Origin of the sequence: Halolamina sp. CBA1230, from assembly GCF_002025255.2 — an archaeon.
Taxonomy (GTDB): domain Archaea; phylum Halobacteriota; class Halobacteria; order Halobacteriales; family Haloferacaceae; genus Halolamina.
This window is the reverse complement of record NZ_CP054587.1, coordinates 1,180,150-1,196,513: the sequence shown is the minus strand read 5'-3', so window position 1 is coordinate 1,196,513 and position 16,364 is coordinate 1,180,150. Positions and strand designations below refer to the sequence as shown.

General features: G+C 66.1%; 12 protein-coding genes, 2 tRNA genes and 3 rRNA genes. 10 read left to right on the top strand and 7 right to left on the bottom strand.

The features are described 5' to 3' along the window. Nucleotides 1–62: 62 nt before the first annotated feature. Together B4589_RS06115 and B4589_RS06110 are read left to right on the top strand one after the other, a co-directional pair. Nucleotides 63–350: a DUF5779 family protein gene (locus B4589_RS06115; RefSeq protein WP_079233431.1), complete on the top strand. Its 288-nt coding sequence runs from the start codon at nucleotides 63–65 to the stop codon at nucleotides 348–350. 168 nt (nucleotides 351–518) lie between these two features. Further along, nucleotides 519–998, top strand: coding sequence for an SRPBCC family protein (locus B4589_RS06110; RefSeq protein WP_079233430.1), 480 nt, complete (start codon nucleotides 519–521; stop codon nucleotides 996–998). A gap of 4 nt (nucleotides 999–1,002) precedes the next feature. On the opposite strand, the gene B4589_RS06105 is transcribed toward B4589_RS06110, so the two are convergent. Both B4589_RS06105 and B4589_RS06100 read right to left on the bottom strand, forming a co-directional pair. After that, on the bottom strand, nucleotides 1,003–1,518 hold the full coding sequence (locus B4589_RS06105) for a carotenoid biosynthesis protein (RefSeq protein ID WP_079233429.1): 516 nt from the start codon (nucleotides 1,516–1,518) through the stop codon (nucleotides 1,003–1,005). Beyond that, complete coding sequence (locus B4589_RS06100; RefSeq protein WP_394353848.1) at nucleotides 1,511–2,434, bottom strand: DMT family transporter; 924 nt, start codon at nucleotides 2,432–2,434, stop codon at nucleotides 1,511–1,513. Before B4589_RS06100 ends, B4589_RS06105 begins: the two co-directional genes overlap by 8 nt. Nucleotides 2,435–2,578: 144 nt before the next feature. Here B4589_RS06100 and B4589_RS06095 point away from each other — a divergent pair. Continuing rightward, nucleotides 2,579–2,652, top strand: a tRNA-Tyr gene (locus tag B4589_RS06095). 165 nt (nucleotides 2,653–2,817) lie between these two features. Here B4589_RS06095 and B4589_RS06090 read toward each other — a convergent pair. Next, entirely contained in the window at nucleotides 2,818–3,579 is a 762-nt protein-coding gene (locus B4589_RS06090) for a hypothetical protein (protein WP_079233428.1), read from the bottom strand. 69 nt (nucleotides 3,580–3,648) lie between these two features. Continuing rightward, nucleotides 3,649–5,514 (bottom strand): DEAD/DEAH box helicase, encoded by a 1,866-nt coding sequence (locus B4589_RS06085; protein WP_079233427.1) that lies wholly within the window; start codon nucleotides 5,512–5,514, stop codon nucleotides 3,649–3,651. A gap of 228 nt (nucleotides 5,515–5,742) precedes the next feature. Between B4589_RS06085 and B4589_RS06080 the strand changes: the two genes are divergently transcribed. Continuing rightward, on the top strand, nucleotides 5,743–7,044 hold the full coding sequence (locus B4589_RS06080; RefSeq protein WP_079233426.1) for an erythromycin esterase family protein: 1,302 nt from the start codon (nucleotides 5,743–5,745) through the stop codon (nucleotides 7,042–7,044). Here B4589_RS06080 and B4589_RS06075 read toward each other — a convergent pair. Both B4589_RS06075 and B4589_RS06070 read right to left on the bottom strand, forming a co-directional pair. Then, on the bottom strand, nucleotides 7,041–7,652 hold the full coding sequence (locus B4589_RS06075) for a hypothetical protein (RefSeq protein WP_255246132.1): 612 nt from the start codon (nucleotides 7,650–7,652) through the stop codon (nucleotides 7,041–7,043). The two genes, B4589_RS06080 and B4589_RS06075, sit on opposite strands and share 4 nt — an antisense overlap. 89 nt (nucleotides 7,653–7,741) lie before the next feature. Further along, nucleotides 7,742–8,302 (bottom strand): TATA-box-binding protein, encoded by a 561-nt coding sequence (locus tag B4589_RS06070; protein ID WP_049981576.1) that lies wholly within the window; start codon nucleotides 8,300–8,302, stop codon nucleotides 7,742–7,744. A 443-nt stretch (nucleotides 8,303–8,745) separates the two neighbouring features. Between B4589_RS06070 and B4589_RS06065 the strand changes: the two genes are divergently transcribed. From B4589_RS06065 to B4589_RS06045, 5 genes are all read left to right on the top strand, one after another. Further along, nucleotides 8,746–10,217 (top strand): 16S ribosomal RNA (locus B4589_RS06065). A gap of 93 nt (nucleotides 10,218–10,310) precedes the next feature. Then, nucleotides 10,311–10,382 (top strand) — tRNA-Ala (locus tag B4589_RS06060). A 219-nt stretch (nucleotides 10,383–10,601) separates the two neighbouring features. Further along, nucleotides 10,602–13,513: ribosomal RNA gene (locus B4589_RS06055) — 23S ribosomal RNA — on the top strand. A gap of 128 nt (nucleotides 13,514–13,641) precedes the next feature. Then, nucleotides 13,642–13,763, top strand: a 5S ribosomal RNA gene (gene rrf, locus B4589_RS06050). The 16S, 23S and 5S rRNA genes sit together here with 1 tRNA gene alongside, the layout of an rRNA operon. Nucleotides 13,764–13,900: 137 nt before the next feature. Further along, nucleotides 13,901–14,731 carry a hypothetical protein gene (locus tag B4589_RS06045; RefSeq protein ID WP_079233425.1) on the top strand — a complete coding sequence of 277 codons (831 nt, stop codon included), beginning with the start codon at nucleotides 13,901–13,903 and terminating at the stop codon, nucleotides 14,729–14,731. Here the strand turns inward: B4589_RS06045 and B4589_RS06040 are convergent. Then, the gene (locus B4589_RS06040) at nucleotides 14,717–15,022 is read right to left on the bottom strand and encodes a hypothetical protein (RefSeq protein WP_143414281.1); all 306 of its coding nucleotides are present in this window, start codon (nucleotides 15,020–15,022) and stop codon (nucleotides 14,717–14,719) included. The genes B4589_RS06045 and B4589_RS06040 overlap by 15 nt on opposite strands. Before the next feature lie 117 nt (nucleotides 15,023–15,139). Here B4589_RS06040 and B4589_RS06035 point away from each other — a divergent pair, with 117 nt between their 5' ends. Continuing rightward, on the top strand, nucleotides 15,140–16,330 hold the full coding sequence (locus B4589_RS06035; RefSeq protein WP_079233423.1) for a redox-regulated ATPase YchF: 1,191 nt from the start codon (nucleotides 15,140–15,142) through the stop codon (nucleotides 16,328–16,330). The last annotated feature ends 34 nt before the right edge of the window (nucleotides 16,331–16,364 follow it).

Genomic DNA, 16,364 nt, shown 5'->3' with positions numbered 1-16,364 from the left:
CCGTTTCAGTACATCGGCCGGCGCCCGACTGCTTTATAACTCTCTCGTGCCCAACGGCGGGTATGAGCGATTTCGGCCTCGACCTCACCCGCGCGGAGGAGGAGCTCGACGACGACGGGACGGCGGGGGAGGTGGTACTGGGGGTGCTTGACGGCGGGACCGACGACGAGGAGTGGATCGACGCCGTCCGGTCGGGCAACGTGCTCGTCCTCGACGTGGCGGGCGACCTGAACGCGCTGGCCGCGGGGTTCGCCCGGGAGATCCGGGCCGACGGCGGGTCGCTGACCCACTACCGGGGGTTCCTGATCGTGACGCCGCCCGGCGTCGACATCGACACCGACAGGCTGTGACGGACGGGGACCGATCGACCCGACGAGGACGCCGGGAACTGCCGGCGAGCGGCGCTCGTGATGCTGCCGTTCGTCGTGCTCGGGATCGCGGCGGTCGTGCTCGCATCTCACGTTCCCTCGCCGGCCGGTAACCCCGGCGTTATGCCCGCGCCGGCCGTACCTTCGGGTATGCCGACGTACACACGCCGCACCCGCGTCGACGCCCCGCTCTCAGCGGTCTGGGTGTTCCACTCCCGGGTCGACGGGCTGGAGGCGCTCACACCCGGGTTCGTGAACCTCGAAGTCGGCGAAGTCCGTGGCCCCGACGGGGAGCCGGATCCGGAGGTGCTGATGCAGGGCAGCGAGATCGAGATGTCGCTGCGGCCGTTCGGCGTCGGGCCGCGCCAGCGCTGGACCTCGGTCATCACCGACCGCGAGGAGGGCAACGGCGTCGCGTGGTTCCGCGACGAGATGCGCGACGGCCCGTTCCCGCGCTGGAAACACACCCACCGCTTCCGCGCCGACGGCGACGGCACCGTGATCGAGGACCGCGTCGTCTACCAGCTCCCGCTGGGCGGCTTCGGGAAGGCGCTCGGTCCGCTGGGCATCGTCGGCTTCGAGCCGATGTTCCGGTACCGCCACCGGCGGACGAAGGAGCTGCTGGAGTAGCTTCTCACACGAGGGTCGGCAGCAGTGCCGTCACGAACACCACGCCCAGCCAGCCCGCGGCGTTCCACCACGGTACCTCGCGCACGCGTGGGCCCGGGATGGTTTCGGCGTACTCCCACGCACCGTCGCGGACGGCACTGGGTTCGACGGCCGCGTCCGCGAGCGTCGCCAGCACCGCCGCGACCCCGGCGACTGCGACGGGGCCGTCGACGAGCAGCGACGCCGCACGGACCGCGAGGTAGACGACTGCGGACCACGCGAGTAGGATCGAAACGGGGACGCCCGCCAGTTTCGGGCGGAGGTAGTGGGTGAACAGCCCCGCGCGGATCGCCGGCGCCTCCGCGACGAACGCGACCGCGATTCCGCCGCCGAACAGCGCGAGCACCTCGGGACGCGGCCACGTCAGGACTGCGTGGGCGAGCGTGAGGGGGAACAGGCCGACCTGCGTGGCGACGTAGCGCCGGGCCGTCGGCTCGTCGAGGGGGCTGTCGCGGCCGTCGGCGAAGGCTGTGTCAGTCATGGCTCCGAGCGTCCGCGGTGAGGTAGATCCCGAGCAGGACGACCGCCCCGCCGACGATAGTCGTCGGCGTGGGGATCTCGCCGGGGAGCAGTAGCATCGCGAGCAGCGTGCTCCCCACCGGTTCGCCGAGCAGGCTGACCGAGACGACGCCGGACTCGACGTGGGCCAGCGCCCAGTTGATCACGGTGTGGCCGAAGATCCCTGGCCCGACCGCCATTCCGAGAAAGAGGAGCCACTCCCGCGTTCGGTAGTCGACAAGCGGGGCGTTCTGCCCAATGGCGATCGCGAGCAGGACGACCGAGCAGGCGACGTACACCACGACCACGTAGGGGACGAGCGAGACGCGCTGGCGGAGCGACCGGCCGGCGAGCACGTACGCGGCGGCACAGACGGCGCCGACGAGCGCGAGCGCGTTGCCGTACGTGCTCGTTCCCCCGAGCCCCTCCGCGCTACCGATCCCGAGCGTCGCCAGCAGCGGGTCGCCCAGCGACATCGTGGCGGCGCCGACCAGCGCGACGAAGATGCCGACGAGCATCCGACGGGTGAGCCGTTCGTCGAGCAGCGCCCACGCGCCGAGGGCGACGAACAGCGGCTGGCTCTGGACCAGCGTCACGCTGGCGGCGACGGAGGTGTGGTTCAGGCTCTCGAACCACGAGGCGAAATGCAGCGCGAGCGCGACGCCGGTGAGGCCCGCGACCCCCAGATCACGCAGCTCCATCGTCCGGAACTCGCCGCGGTAGCGGCCGAGCGCCCACGGCAGCAGGAACGCGGTCGTGAACAGCACGCGGTAGAACGCTTTCACGACGCTCGGCGCGGCCGACCAGCGGATCAGGATGGCGCTGGTGCTGACGGCGACGACGGCGACGGCCAGCGCGGCCATCGGCGGCACGCGCTCCTCGACGGCGGCGAGGGACACGGGGGACGCTCCTCCCCCCGCGCGCTTACCCGTTTCGAAGCGCACAGCGACGGCCGAGCGGCCGACGCCGGCGGGCGATACCGACCCACGTGGCCGAGCCAAGAGACAATCCTTAAGTCCGAACCCGGCACTAGATGAGCGTGCCCGCCCTTAGCTCAGACTGGTAGAGCAGCCGACTGTAGATCGGCTTGCCCCCCGTTCAAATCGGGGAGGGCGGACTTTTGCTGCGAACAACGTGAGCAGTCAAAAGTCTAACCGACACGATTTGAGTCTGGAAGTCGCACGCTCGCGAGCGAAGCGAGCGAGATCGTCTTCCTCCGTTCAAATCGGGGAGGGTGGACTCGTTTTCCGGCCGATTCGGCGTCGACTAGTTAGCGACGCGGCTACGCCTCCGGATCGCCCCACGGGTCGTCGGCGTCCGTGGGCGTCAGCGCGCGCTCGATGTCGGCCTCGTCGTACTCCCCCGACGACAGTACCATCGCGAGGCGCTGCCAGCGGGCGCTGAGATCGTCCTCGCCTTCGGGCCCCACGCGAGCCCCGTGGGTCTTGAAGAACTCCGTGCCGCGGCCGCGGCGCGAGCCCTTCCCGGTGTGGCCGTCGAAGACGGCGGCGAAGCGGCCGTCGGGATCGAGATCGCCGACCGGGAACTCGTGGCTCGGTTCCGCCCCGCGCTCGCGGGCCTCGGCTCGGTGCTCCGCGACGGCGCCGAAGTACTCGTCGGCGTTGGCCGCCTCCCGGGAGGACTGCGCGCGGGCACACGCGAGCGCCGCGTGGACCGCACAGAGGCGGCCGCGCCACTCGTCGGCCTCCCAGCGCTCGGTCGCCAGCTCCTCGTAGCGCGCCACCTGGGTCGCCACGTCCTGGCCGGCCCGGAGGTCCTCGACGACGTAGAGGTTCAGCCGCTCCCAGAGGTTCCACCCGAACCCCGAGCGTGCGAGCTCCCAGGCCGCCCACGCCGCAACCTCCTCGTCGGAGCGACGCACCGCCTTCTGGAGCAGGCTGGAGACGACGTACCGGCTGAAGCCGCCGTCGGTCTCGTCCGGCCCCTTCTCCTCGCCGAAGTCGTCCTCGCCGGCGGCTTCCGGGGGGCGGTCCGTCTCCAGCGTGCCGTCGGTTCCGAACGTCGCCTGGCGCTCGTCGTCCATGTGTCCGTCGCCGGCGCCCGGCGTCTAAACGCTCCCGATACGCCCGATCGTCGGCCACACGTCGGGCGACTACTCCGGCGTCGCGTCGTCACCGCTCGCTTCCCCCTCGGCCCCACTCGGTTCCCCAGTGTCGTCGCCGACGACCGTCTCGTGGACGCGGACGCCTTTCTCCGCGAGGTGGCGCATCTGTTTGCGGGCGAACTCCTCCTCGCGGGTGCCGTGGGTCGCGAGCACGACCACCTCCGCGCGCCCGACCGGGCGCATGGTGCGGCCCGCGCGCTGGGCGCCCTGTCGGCGGGAGCCACCGAGACCCGACGCGACGACCGCGAGTTCGGCGTTCGGGAGGTCGATCCCCTCGTCGCCGACGCGGGAGACCACCAGCGCCTCGCGGTCGCCCGTGCGGAACGATTCGAACAGGCGCTCGCGGCGGTGGTGTGGCGTCTCGCCGGAGACGAACGCGGCGTCGAGTTCGTCGGCGATCGCCTCGCCCTGGTCGAGGTAGTCGACGAACACCAGCGCCTTCCCGTCGTGCTCGGCGAGCAGGCGTTCGATCTCCTCGACTTTTCGGGGGTTGGTGGCGGCGAGCTGGTGGCGCTCGCGGCCGTCGGCGCTGGCGTACTCGTTCTCGGCTAGCTCGTCGTCCCACGGGAGGTAGCGGAGTTCGACCTCCGGCTCGGCGACGAAGCCGGCGTCGAACAGCGCCGACCAGTCCGTCCCTAGCGGCGGGCCGATCAGGGTGTAGATGTCCGTCTCGTCGTCGCTCTCCCGGACGGGCGTGGCGGTGAGGCCGAGGCGGTGTTTGCTCTGGAGCGCGGCGGACCGTCTGAACACCGGCGCCGGGACGTGGTGGGCCTCGTCGAACACGATCAGCCCCCACTCGCGGTCGTCGAACAGCGTCCGGTGGCGGTCCATCCCCGCGATCTGGTAGGTGGCGATCGTGACCGGGCGGAGCTGCTTCGTGCCGCCGTGGTACTCGCCGACGTCTTCGGGGTCGACGGTGGTGTGGCGTTCGATCTCCTCGCGCCACTGCCCGGCGAGTTCGCGCGAGGGGACGAGGATCAGCGTCTCGCCGCCGACCGCCGCGAGCGCGCCCAGTGCGGCGACGGTCTTCCCGGACCCCGGCGGTCCTACGAGCACGCCGGCCTGCTTCTCGAGGAAGCTGTCAACCCAGGACTGTTGGTACTCCCGGAGGTCAGTCGTGAGGTCGGCGTCGATGGGATCGCCGGATTCGAGGTCGCGGTCGTCGACGACGGGGTAGCCCGCCTCGTACAGCGTGCGTTTGATGTTCGCGATCGCGCCCTCGTTGACCCACGCTTCGGTGTCGGAGATGGGTGCTCGGATCGCGTCGTCGTCGAGTTTCTCCATCGCGACGTTGCCCATCAGGTCGTCGGTCGCCGCGGTGAGGACGGTGTAACCGTCCTCGTGGGTGTCGAGGCGGAAGCGGTTGGCACGCTTCCACTGGCTCTCGACCCACTCCTCCAGCCCCTCGTAGCGCTGGGGGAACACCCCCCGCATCGCGAGGATCAGGTCGGCGACGCCGTCGAAGGGGGCGGACCAGACGTCCTCGGGGCGGATGCGGTAGAGGTAGCCGCGGGTGCCGGGTTCGGTGCCGGTGGTGTCGACGAGGTGGGCGAACTGCGAGAGGCGGGCCTGGGTGTACTGGGTCGGGCGGTCGACGACGATCTCCCGGCGGTCGGGGAACACGACTACGCGCTCCCGGGAGGCGAGTTCGCCCCACTCCGTCGGGTACCAGACCACGGGGTCGTTCTCCACGTCGACGCGTTCGAGCAGCCCCTGGTCGGCGAGGCGGGAGAGCGCGTCGTCGGCGTCGGCCTGGGCAGCGTCGAGGCGGCGGGCGAACTCGTCCGCCGTGAGCAGCGGCCGGCCCTCTGCCTCGACGGCGTCGTAGAACTCCGAGAGGGAGAGATCAGTCATTACCCGCGGTTGGCGGTCGCGGGGAATACGGCTTGCGACCTGTTGCGTCGACGCTCGCCGGGGGAACACTCATGGGGTGGCGGGATGAGACCCCGAACGATGCTGTTCGTTCGTCGGTGAGCGTCGGTCGACCGCCGGTGGATCGCGGACCGTAGCCGTGCGTTCACCGTCCGTCGCCGCCCGCCTTCTCGTTCCCGGAGCGTCCGCTCACTACCGACACTCACGCCCATGACGAACGACACCACCGACACGACTTCGACTGCACAGAGCGACAAACCAGTGACCACGCCCGCGGTCCGTGCAGGCCTCCGCGCACACGCACACGAACTCGGTACCTGTGACCCCACGATCGACCTCGCACCCGACGCGCTCCCCGCGGGGATCGACGACGCCGCGGTCGTCGCGCTCGGGGAGGGGACCCACGGCACGCGGGAGTTCTTCCGCCTCAAGCATCGACTGCTGCGCTGGCTCGTGACCGAGGCGGGCGTCCGGACGTTCGCCATGGAGGCCAACGCCCCCGAGGCGCGGGCGCTCGACGAGTACGTCGTCCACGGCCGGGGCGATCCGGAAACGGGGCTCGCAGGCCTCTACTTCTGGACGTGGCAGATCGAGGCGGTACTCGCCCTGGTCGAGTGGCTCCGACGCTTCAACGAGGGGCGACCGCTCGACGATCGGGTTCGGTTCCGGGGGTTCGACGCCCAGTACACGCAGGGCGCCGTCGACGCGCTGCTGGCGCAGTCCGGCGACGAACTCTCCCCCGACGCCGAGGCCGACCTCGAACTGATCGGCGACGACGGAACTCGCCCCGTACAGGACGACCGCGCTCGGGAGCGGATCGACGCCGCGGCGAGGGTCGTCCCGCGAGTTCGTGAGACGCTCGGGAACGGTGACCGAGCCCACTGGCTCGACGTGATCGAGCAGGCGACGGCGTACAAACGGACGCTGCTCGACTGGGCGGACGCCGACGACGGCAGCGACGCCGAGTCGGCGGCGATGGCGGACGTGCTCCGGGTTCGGGACCGGGCGATGGCCGAGAACGTCGAGTGGATCGAGCAACGGGCCGACGGGCCGGTCGCTCTCTGGGCCCACGACGCGCACGCCAACCGCGATCGTCACGCAGTCCGCGGTTCCGCGGTCGCCGCGCCGTCGATGGGCAGCCACCTCGCCGAGCGATACAGCGACGACTACTACGCTGTCGGGCTCGCGTTCGCCCGCGGCTCGTTCCAGGCGGTCGACGCGACCGGCGAGGGGCGGGGGCTCACGTCGTTCACGCTCCGGGACCCGCTGCCGGGGACCGTCGAGTCAGCGATCGACGGCGCCGGGATCGGGACTGCGATGCTCGACATCCGTGGTGCGAGCGAGGACCCGCGACTCACGGACTGGCTCTCGGCACGGCGAGAACGGTTCTCGGTCGGGGCGACGTACGACGGCGATCCCGAGGGGTACCTGACCGGGTACTCGCTGAGTGAGGCGTTCGACGCGCTGTGTTTCGTCCCGGAGACGACGCGGGCGCGGCCGCTCTCAGACTAGCGCGAACAGGTCGCCCGGTCGAGTTCGCCCTTCGAGCGGAAGCGGCCGTGACAGTCCACGCAGCGCACGTGGCCGTCGCCGGGGTCGGTCACCAGTTCGTGGCCGCGGACGTGGAACGGGCGAGGGACGTCGCGCGGGCGGATGTGCTCGGGCACGTGCTCGTCGGAGCGTTCCGAGAGCGTGCTCCGGAGCCGGATCGTCTCGATGTCGGTGCGGTCCCAGCGATCCGACGCGTCGGCGGCGGCGATGTCGTCGATCTCGGTCCAGGCCGTGACGACCACCGGCGAGGCGGTCTCGGTGTCACAGACGACCACGACGAGACGGACACCCTCCTCGACGCGGGCGAACCGCCAGCCGTCGCTGCTGTTCCAGCGGAGCTGTCCCGCCCGGATCGCGGCGTCGATGCCGTCGAGCGTGACGTAGCGACCGGCCTGTGCGAGCCGCTCGCGGACGTGGTCTGTCAGGGAGTACTGCCCCGGGTTCCGGATCGGCGGATCCTCCGGCTGTCGTCGGGCAGCCTCGGGGGCCGTCGTCCCCTCGGCCGAACGGTGCTGCGCGTCTGGGCCCGGGGCGCCCCGGCCGTCCGGGCCGTGGTCACGGGATGCCACTATCGGCGGCTTCGCGCCGCAGGGTTATGCCTTTTGTGCCGGTGTCACACTCCGTCCGACGTCGAAAAAGCGGGCCGCGCTCGGGCGGTTCAGCTCAGCAGGCCCAGTCCCTCGATTCGCTCGACGATCTGCTCGACGGCTTCCTGTGCGTCCTCGGTGCGCTTCCCGCCGGTGATGACGATCTTCCCCGAGCCGAACAGCAGGATCACCACGTCGGGCTCGTCCATGCGGTAGACGAGGCCGGGGAACTGCTCGGGCTCGTACTCCACGTCCTCGAGACCGAGGCCGATCGCGAGCGCGTTGAGGTTGAGGTTGTGTCCCAGGTCGGCGCTGGAGACGATGTTCTGGACGGTGATCTCCGGATCGTCCTCGACCGGGATGGTGAGGTCACGGAGCTTCTCGAAGATGATGCCCAGCGCCTCGTGGACGTCGTCGATGCTTTTCGCGCCCGTGCACACGATCTTCCCGGAGCGGAAGATCAGCGCCGCCGCCTTCGGACTCTGCGTCCGGTAGACGAGACCGGGGAAGTTGTCGGGGTTGAAGTCGGCACCCGGGAGGTCCTCCGCCAACGCTTCCAGGTCGAGCTCCTGCCCGATACCCGTCGATGCGACCACGTTCTGGATCTCGATTGAGTCTGCCGGCGAGCTCATCGTTCACCCTTTATTGCTCCCCCAGCCCTTATAAACGGTTCCCTTATATACCGCCTCGGCGGGGCCGACGGGGAACCATGTGACTGCTTTCGCACGGTAACGCCACCCAGTGGTCGATCGAAACATCAGGGTTAAGTATTCTACTCCCATCGAATGGAATGCGAAGAACGCGCCGCGGTCCGGGGCGACCCGGGACGGTGCGTGGACCCGGCTCGCTTCGATGGGTTTATCCCCCGTCGGGCGAAACGTTTGGGTCCGAAGAAAGATGAGGACGCCGCCCCCGTGGTCCGCCACAGGACGGCTTCTGATGCGAGCCTTGGTAGTTCGGTGTCCCCCGGTTCGGCCGGCGGGCAGCGAACGGTAACCGATACGCAAGACCAGATTGGTAACGATCACATTGTGTGATCCGACCCGCCAAACCCACGTGCGTTATGCACGTACACATTCCGGTTGATCCTGCCGGAGGTCATTGCTATCGGGGTCCGATTTAGCCATGCTAGTCGCGCGGGTTAGACCCGCGGCGTATAGCTCAGTAACACGTGGCCAAACTACCCTACAGACGGGAACAACCTCGGGAAACTGAGGCTAACTCCCGATACGCGTTGACTGTTTGAACACGTCGACGCTCAAACGCTCCGGCGCTGTAGGATGTGGCTGCGGCCGATTAGGTAGACGGTGGGGTAACGGCCCACCGTGCCGATAATCGGTACGGGTTGTGAGAGCAAGAGCCCGGAGACGGAATCTGAGACAAGATTCCGGGCCCTACGGGGCGCAGCAGGCGCGAAACCTTTACACTGCACGCCAGTGCGATAAGGGGACCCCGAGTGAAAGGGCATATCGCCCTTTCTTTTCTGAACCGTAGGGAGGTTCAGGAACAAGAGCTGGGCAAGACCGGTGCCAGCCGCCGCGGTAATACCGGCAGCTCGAGTGATGACCGATTTTATTGGGCCTAAAGCGTCCGTAGCTGGCCGTGCAAGTCCGTCGGGAAATCCACCCGCTTAACGGGTGGGCGTCCGGCGGAAACTGTTCGGCTTGGGACAGGAAGGCTCGAGGGGTACGTTCGGGGTAGGAGTGAAATCCCGTAATCCTGAACGGACCGCCGATGGCGAAAGCACCTCGAGAGGACTGATCCGACAGTGAGGGACGAAAGCTGGGGTCTCGAACCGGATTAGATACCCGGGTAGTCCCAGCCGTAAACGATGTTCACTAGGTGTGACACTCACTACGAGTGAGTGTTGTGCCGCAGGGAAGCCGCTAAGTGAACCGCCTGGGAAGTACGTCCGCAAGGATGAAACTTAAAGGAATTGGCGGGGGAGCACTACAACCGGAGGAGCCTGCGGTTTAATTGGACTCAACGCCGGTAACCTTACCAGCCCCGACTACGGTGATGACGGCCAGGTTGATGACCTCGTCACGACGCCGTAGAGAGGTGGTGCATGGCCGCCGTCAGCTCGTACCGTGAGGCGTCCTGTTAAGTCAGGCAACGAGCGAGACCCGCGTCCCTAATTGCCAGCATGTCCCTCGTGGATGATGGGTACATTAGGGAGACTGCCGCCGCCAAGGCGGAGGAAGGAACGGGCAACGGTAGGTCAGTATGCCCCGAATGGGCTGGGCAACACGCGGGCTACAATGGCCGAGACAATGGGTTCCCACCCCGAGAGGGAGCGGTAATCTCAGAAACTCGGTCGTAGTTCGGATTGCGGACTGCAACTCGTCCGCATGAAGCTGGATTCGGTAGTAATCGCATTCCAGGAGAGTGCGGTGAATACGTCCCTGCTCCTTGCACACACCGCCCGTCAAAGCACCCGAGTGGGGTCCGGATGAGGCCTGTTTCACAGGTCGAATCTGGGCTCCGCAAGGGGGCTTAAGTCGTAACAAGGTAGCCGTAGGGGAATCTGCGGCTGGATCACCTCCACTGACCGGGATCTGCCCTCTGGGCAGACCCACCTTTCGCCGTTTCGGTGCCACCGGTTCCGACCGGGCACCTTAGAACTACCAAGGCTCCATAGGGCTCGTAGCTCAGTGGGAGAGTGCCTCCTTTGCAAGGAGGATGCCCGGGGTTCGAATCCCCGCGAGTCCATCTCGGACAGAAGGAAACCGTGTGGGTTATATGCCCGACGGAAGTACGATGGAGTCCAGAACGATCGATGCACCAGACCGTGAGAACGCGTCTGGGAAGGGTCCGAGTACGCTCCCGTGTCACCCACGGGACGTGCACTGACGACCGTGTGTAAGCGTAGTCCAGGCACCCACTGGACCCGTTCATCCGGGTTGCAGTGGAACGACGATAGACGATTACCGACAGACGGCTACTATGCCGGCTGATGGATTGCTCGGCTCGAGTGCCGAAGAAGGACGTGCCAAGCTGCGATAAGCCTCAGGGAGCTGCATGGAAGCATAGAACTGAGGATCTCCGAATGGGAATCCCCACCGCAATTGCCTCGCGCAATGGGGAACGTCCTGAATTGAAACATCTTAGTAAGGACAGGAAGAGAAAGCAACTGCGATGTCGTAAGTAACCGCGAGTGAACGCGATACAGCCCAAACCGAATCCGCAAGGACATGTGGTGTACCGGCTGGCTCCCAGCACTCGACAGATCACGAGAAGTCTCTTGGAACAGAGCACGAAACAGGGCGACAGTCCCGTACCGTGATTCAGTAGAGTGTGCGCCAGTTCGAGAGTAGCGGGGGTTGGATATCCCTCGTGAATGTCGCGGGCATCGACCGCGAAGGCTAAACACTCCTCGAGACCGATAGCGAACAAGTAGCGTGAGCGAACGCTGAAAAGCACCCCGAGAAGGGCGGTGCAATAGGGCATGAAACCAGTCGGCGATAGAGCGACGGGGCTTGAAAGGCCCTCTTCAAAACGATCGAGGCGCGAGCCTCCAGTAGGACGAAGAGGGAGCCGAAGTTCCGTCGTACGTTTTGAAAAACGAACTAGGGAGTGTATCTCTTTGGCGAGTCTAACCGGATCATCCGGGAAGGCGTAGGGAAACCGATAGGGGCGCAGCATTGCCAGGCCCACCGTGTTCAAGCGCGGGGAGTCGAAGGGATACGACCCGGAACCGAGTGATCTACTCTGGGGCAGGGTGAAGCGTAGCGAAAGCCACGTGGAGGCCCGTTAGGGGTGGTGTCCTACAATACCCTCCCGTGACCCGAGAGTAGGGGTGAAAGGCCCATCGAACTCGGCAACAGCTGGTTCCAACCGAAACATGTCGAAGCATGACCTCTTCCGAGGTAGTGTGCGCGGTAGAGCGACCGATTGAGAGACCCGCCTCCGAGAGGAGTCGGCCTCTCTGTCGAACTCCGAACGTGCGCACGCCGTGGACGAAGGGAGTCCGGTGCCCGGGGTAAGCTTGGGTACCATGAGGGGAACAACCCAGAGCTGGGTTAAGGTCCCAAAGTGTGGATTAAGTGCGATTTGAAGGTAGTCTCGAGCCCTAAACAGCCGGGAGGTGAGCTTAGAAGCAGCTACCCTCTAAGAAAAGCGTAACAGCTTACCGGCCGAGGTTCGAGGCGCCGAAAATGATCGGGGCTCAAATCCACCACCGAGACCTAGCGGCGCTGGTAAGACAGCGATCTCGTAGGTTGGCACTCTGGACGGGTGGAAGCTCGGGCGAGAGCTCGCGTGGACCGTTCAGTGACGAAAATCCTAGTCATAGTAGCAGCGAAAGTCGGGTGTGAACCCCGACGGCCAGAAGAGTAAGGGTTCCTTGGCACTGTTAGTCAGCCAAGGGTTAGTCGATCCTAAGGTCCCTCGTAAGTCGCAGGGATCGAAAGGGCAGCTGGTTAATATTCCAGCACCATCGTGCAGTGAAACCGACGCTTCCGGAACCATCGAGCCGGGCCTTCGCCCGGTCGAATCGAGGAAGCTCGTGGACGCCGTAACGGCAAGAAGCGAGCGAATCTCGAGATAGCGAAAGTCGATGTTACCAGGAGCCCGTGAAAAGGGAGCACGATGTCCGTACCGAGATCCGACACAGGTACTCTGCCAGAGCAAGGCACGGCCTGTCGGGAGAACCGACGTTAGGGAATTCGGCAAGTTAGTTCCGTACGTTCGCAATAAGGAATGCCTGCCCCAAGCGGGGCAGGTCGCAGTGTCTCGGGCGCTCCGACTGTCTAGTAACAACACAGGTGACCGCAAATCCGCAAGGACTCGTACGGTCACTGAATCCTGCCCAGTGCGGGTATCTGAACACCTCGTACAAGAGGACGAAGGACCCGTCAACGGCGGGGGTAACTATGACCCTCTTAAGGTAGCGTAGTACCTTGTCGCTTCAGTAGCGACTCGCATGAATGGATCAACGAGAGCGCCACTGTCCCAACGTTGGACCCGGTGAACTGTACGTTCCAGTGCGGAGTCTGGAGACCCCCAAGGGGAAGCGAAGACCCTATAGAGCTTTACTGCAGGCTGTCGCTGAGACGTGGTCGCTACTGTGCAGGGTAGGTAGGAGCCGTTACACAGGTACCCGCGCTAGCGGGCCACCGAGCCACTCATGAAACACTACCCGGTAGTGACTGCGACTCTCACTCCTGGCGGAGGACACCGGTAGCCGGGCAGTTTGACTGGGGCGGTACGCGCTCGAAAAGATATCGAGCGCGCCCCAAGATTTCCTCACTCGGGTCGGGAACCCGAGGAAGAGCGCAAGAGCAAACGGAAGTCTGACAGTGTCATTCCCAACGAGTGACGCTGACGCGAAAGCGTGGTTTAGCGAACCAACCATGGTCCTTGATGGGCCAGGTTGCTGACAGAAAAGCTACCTTAGGGATAACAGAGTCGTCACGCGCAAGAGCACATATCGACCGCGTGGCTTGCTACCTCGATGTCGGTTCCCTCCATCCTGCCCGTGCAGAAGCGGGCAAGGGTGAGGTTGTTCGCCTATTAAAGGAGGTCGTGAGCTGGGTTTAGACCGTCGTGAGACAGGTCGGCTGCTATCTATTGGGGGTGTTATGGTACTTGACGAGAACGATCGTATAGTACGAGAGGAACTACGATTGGTGGCCACTGGTGTACCGGTTGTTCGAGAGAGCATTGCCGGGCAGCCACGCCACACGGGGTAAGAGCTGAACGCATCTAAGCTCGAAACCCACTCGGAAACGAAGTACCGTTGAGGACACTCGTAGAAGAGGAGTTAGATAGACTCGGGGTGTACGCGCCAAGGCAACGAGGCGTTGAGCCCGCGAGCACTAACAGTCCGAAGCCATCATTCATCCGGTAATCGGATATCTCTGCACTGCGCCCGTTTTGAACGGGTCCAGGTGCGAACTGGACTACGCATACACACGGTTCGATCATCACCGAGCTTGGTTTGCTCGCGGTTCGATTCCGCGACTCGGCGTGAGACGGCCAGAGTGGTGAGGCAACACCCGTACCCATCCCGAACACGGAAGTTAAGCTCACCTACGTGTGGACGAGTACTGGCGTGGGCGACCCGCTGGGAGAGTCCGCTCGCCGTCTCTCTATTCATTGCGGTATTCTGAGTTTCGAGGAGCGAGTCGCTTCGCGATCGTTGCTCGCTGGGTTTCGATACGTCACGAGGATGTCCCATCCACCGGAATGCGTATTTTTATACCCGTACAGTCGTTGTAATCGACACGATGACCGACGACGGCCCGGGGGCCCTCTCGTTCGACACTGACCGGGCCGAGCGGACGCTCCGTGAACAAGCTGCGGGGCGGAACCTCCTCGCGCTGCTGACCGACTCGACGGCCGACCAGTGGCATCGCCGCTGGCGCGGGGACGCGGCACGGATGGGGATCGTCGACTGTTTCGAGTTCACACGTGGGGCCGCGACGACGACACGGACGAACGTCGTCTCGGACGAACTCGTCGTCTCCGAGGTCGAACGCCCCGTCACCGGCGAGCAGCTCGGATCGGTGTGTGATCGGTTCTTCGACGGGTGGGAGGACAGCCCGCGCGGGACGGTCGTCTACGTCGAGTCGCTGGCGGATCTCCGTGAGGACACCGACAGGGCGACCGTCGAAGCGCTCCTCGATCGGTTCAGCCAGCGCACTGAACGGGCAGGTTCGGGAGTGGTTGCAGCTCTCGGCGACTGTTCGGCGCGTGATACCGTCGCCTTCGCCGACACGTTCGCGGAGACGGTGGGAGAGCCGGCGTTCGACACCGACGCGCCGACCGCGGTTCGACGCCTCCGGACGGCCGACCCGACGACGTTCGGCTACTTCCGGCGGTACTGGCGGGACGCGATCGAGGTCCTGGACCGCGTCGACCGCTCGTACGTCCAGGCCGGCCAGCTCGATGCGGAGCTCTCCTCGCGCACGCTGGGGGCGACACTCTCGGCGTTCGCCCAGCTGGACGCGCTCGCGGTACGGGCCGACACCAACGGGCCGAACCGATACGACTGCCGGCGCTACGATCCCGAGCGCGCCGCGGAGCTCGGGCTGGCCGTGGAGCTACTCCCCGAGTAGCGGCGCCTCGAGTGAGCTGTCCACGACGGTTCCGTCCGGGCGGAGCGTTACCGTCCCGAGCATCACTGTCTCCCCGGGGTCTGTGTCGGACGCGATCGCCCGCAGCGTCTCCTCTCGATCGAGCCGTTCCCAGAGCACCTGCTCCACCATCCCCTGGAACGACTCGGGATCGGTCCAGCCCGAGTCGATCTCCGACGGCACCCGGACGACGACGCGTAGCTCCGCCTCGGTCACGCGGATCCCGACGCCGAACGTGTCGCCCGTACCCGCCTCCGCAGCGTCGTCGCTCATACCCGCCGCTCGGTCCCGGCGGGGCATATCCCCTCCGGCTCGGCCGTGTGTGAGAGTCTCAATCTGAGACGGCGCCGATGGGACGCCTTTTGTCCGGGAGCCACATCGGCTGTCCCAATGAGCTATCGGATCGGACTCGTCGGCAAGCCCTCCGTGGGGAAGTCGACGCTGTTCAACGCCGCGACGATGAACGACGTGCCGGAGGGCGCGTACCCGTTCACGACCATCGACCCCAGCGTGGGCGAGGCGTACGTGCGCGTGGCGTGTGCGGCCCCGGAGTTCGACGAGGCGTGCACCCCGAGCGTGGGCTACTGTGACGACGGCACCCGGTTCGTCCCGGTCAAACTCGTCGACGTGGCCGGCCTCATCCCCGGCGCCCACGAGGGGAACGGGCTGGGGAACCAGTTCCTCGCGGACCTGAACGAGACGGACGTGCTGGTCCACGTCGTCGACTTCTCCGGCGAGACCGACCTCGAGGGCGAAGCCACCGAGGGCCACGACCCGCGCGAGGACATCGCGTTCCTCGAGAACGAGATCGACATGTGGTATCTCGACGTGCTGGAGAAGGGGATCGAACGCCACCTCTCGGGCTACCACGGCGGCGACGGGGACGTGGAGGAGGCGCTCGGCGAACAGATGGACGCCTTTGGCATCGTCGCCGAGGAGATCAAGCAGATCATCCTCGGGCAGGGGATCGGTTTCGACCCCGAGGCGTGGGACGACGACGAGCGCGAGGAACTGGCCCGGGAGATCCGCAAGCGCACCAAGCCGATCGTGATCGCCGCGAACAAGATGGACACGCCCGCCGCCCAGGAGAACTGGGCCGAGATCACCGACGAGGCGCAGTACGACCACCTCGACTTCGTCCCCGTCAGCGCCCACGCCGAGAAGTCCCTGAAGAAGGCGGACGACGCCGGCGTCGTCGACTACACGCCCGGCGAGTCCGACTTCCAGATCGTCGGCGACGTGAGTGACGAGCAGGAAGAAGGGCTCGAGCAGATCCGCGAGTTCGTCGGCGAGTACGACGGTACCGGCGTGCAGGACGCACTGGAGACCGCGCTGTTCGAGACGCTGGGCTGTATCGGCGTGTTCCCCGGCAGTGCCAACGGGTCGAAAGACGAGAAGGGCGTGTTCCGGGACTGCTTCGTCCTCCCCGAGGGTGGCACCGTCGAGGAGTTCGCGTACACGATCCACTCCGACGTGGGCGACGGTCTGCTCCACGGGATCGACTGCCGTTCGGGCCGGCAGGTCGGGTCGGACCACGAGCTCGCCCACCGCGACGTGGTCGAGATCGTGACGACGGGCTGAGGGCGCGACAGGCTCGCCGATACGCCTTTCTCCT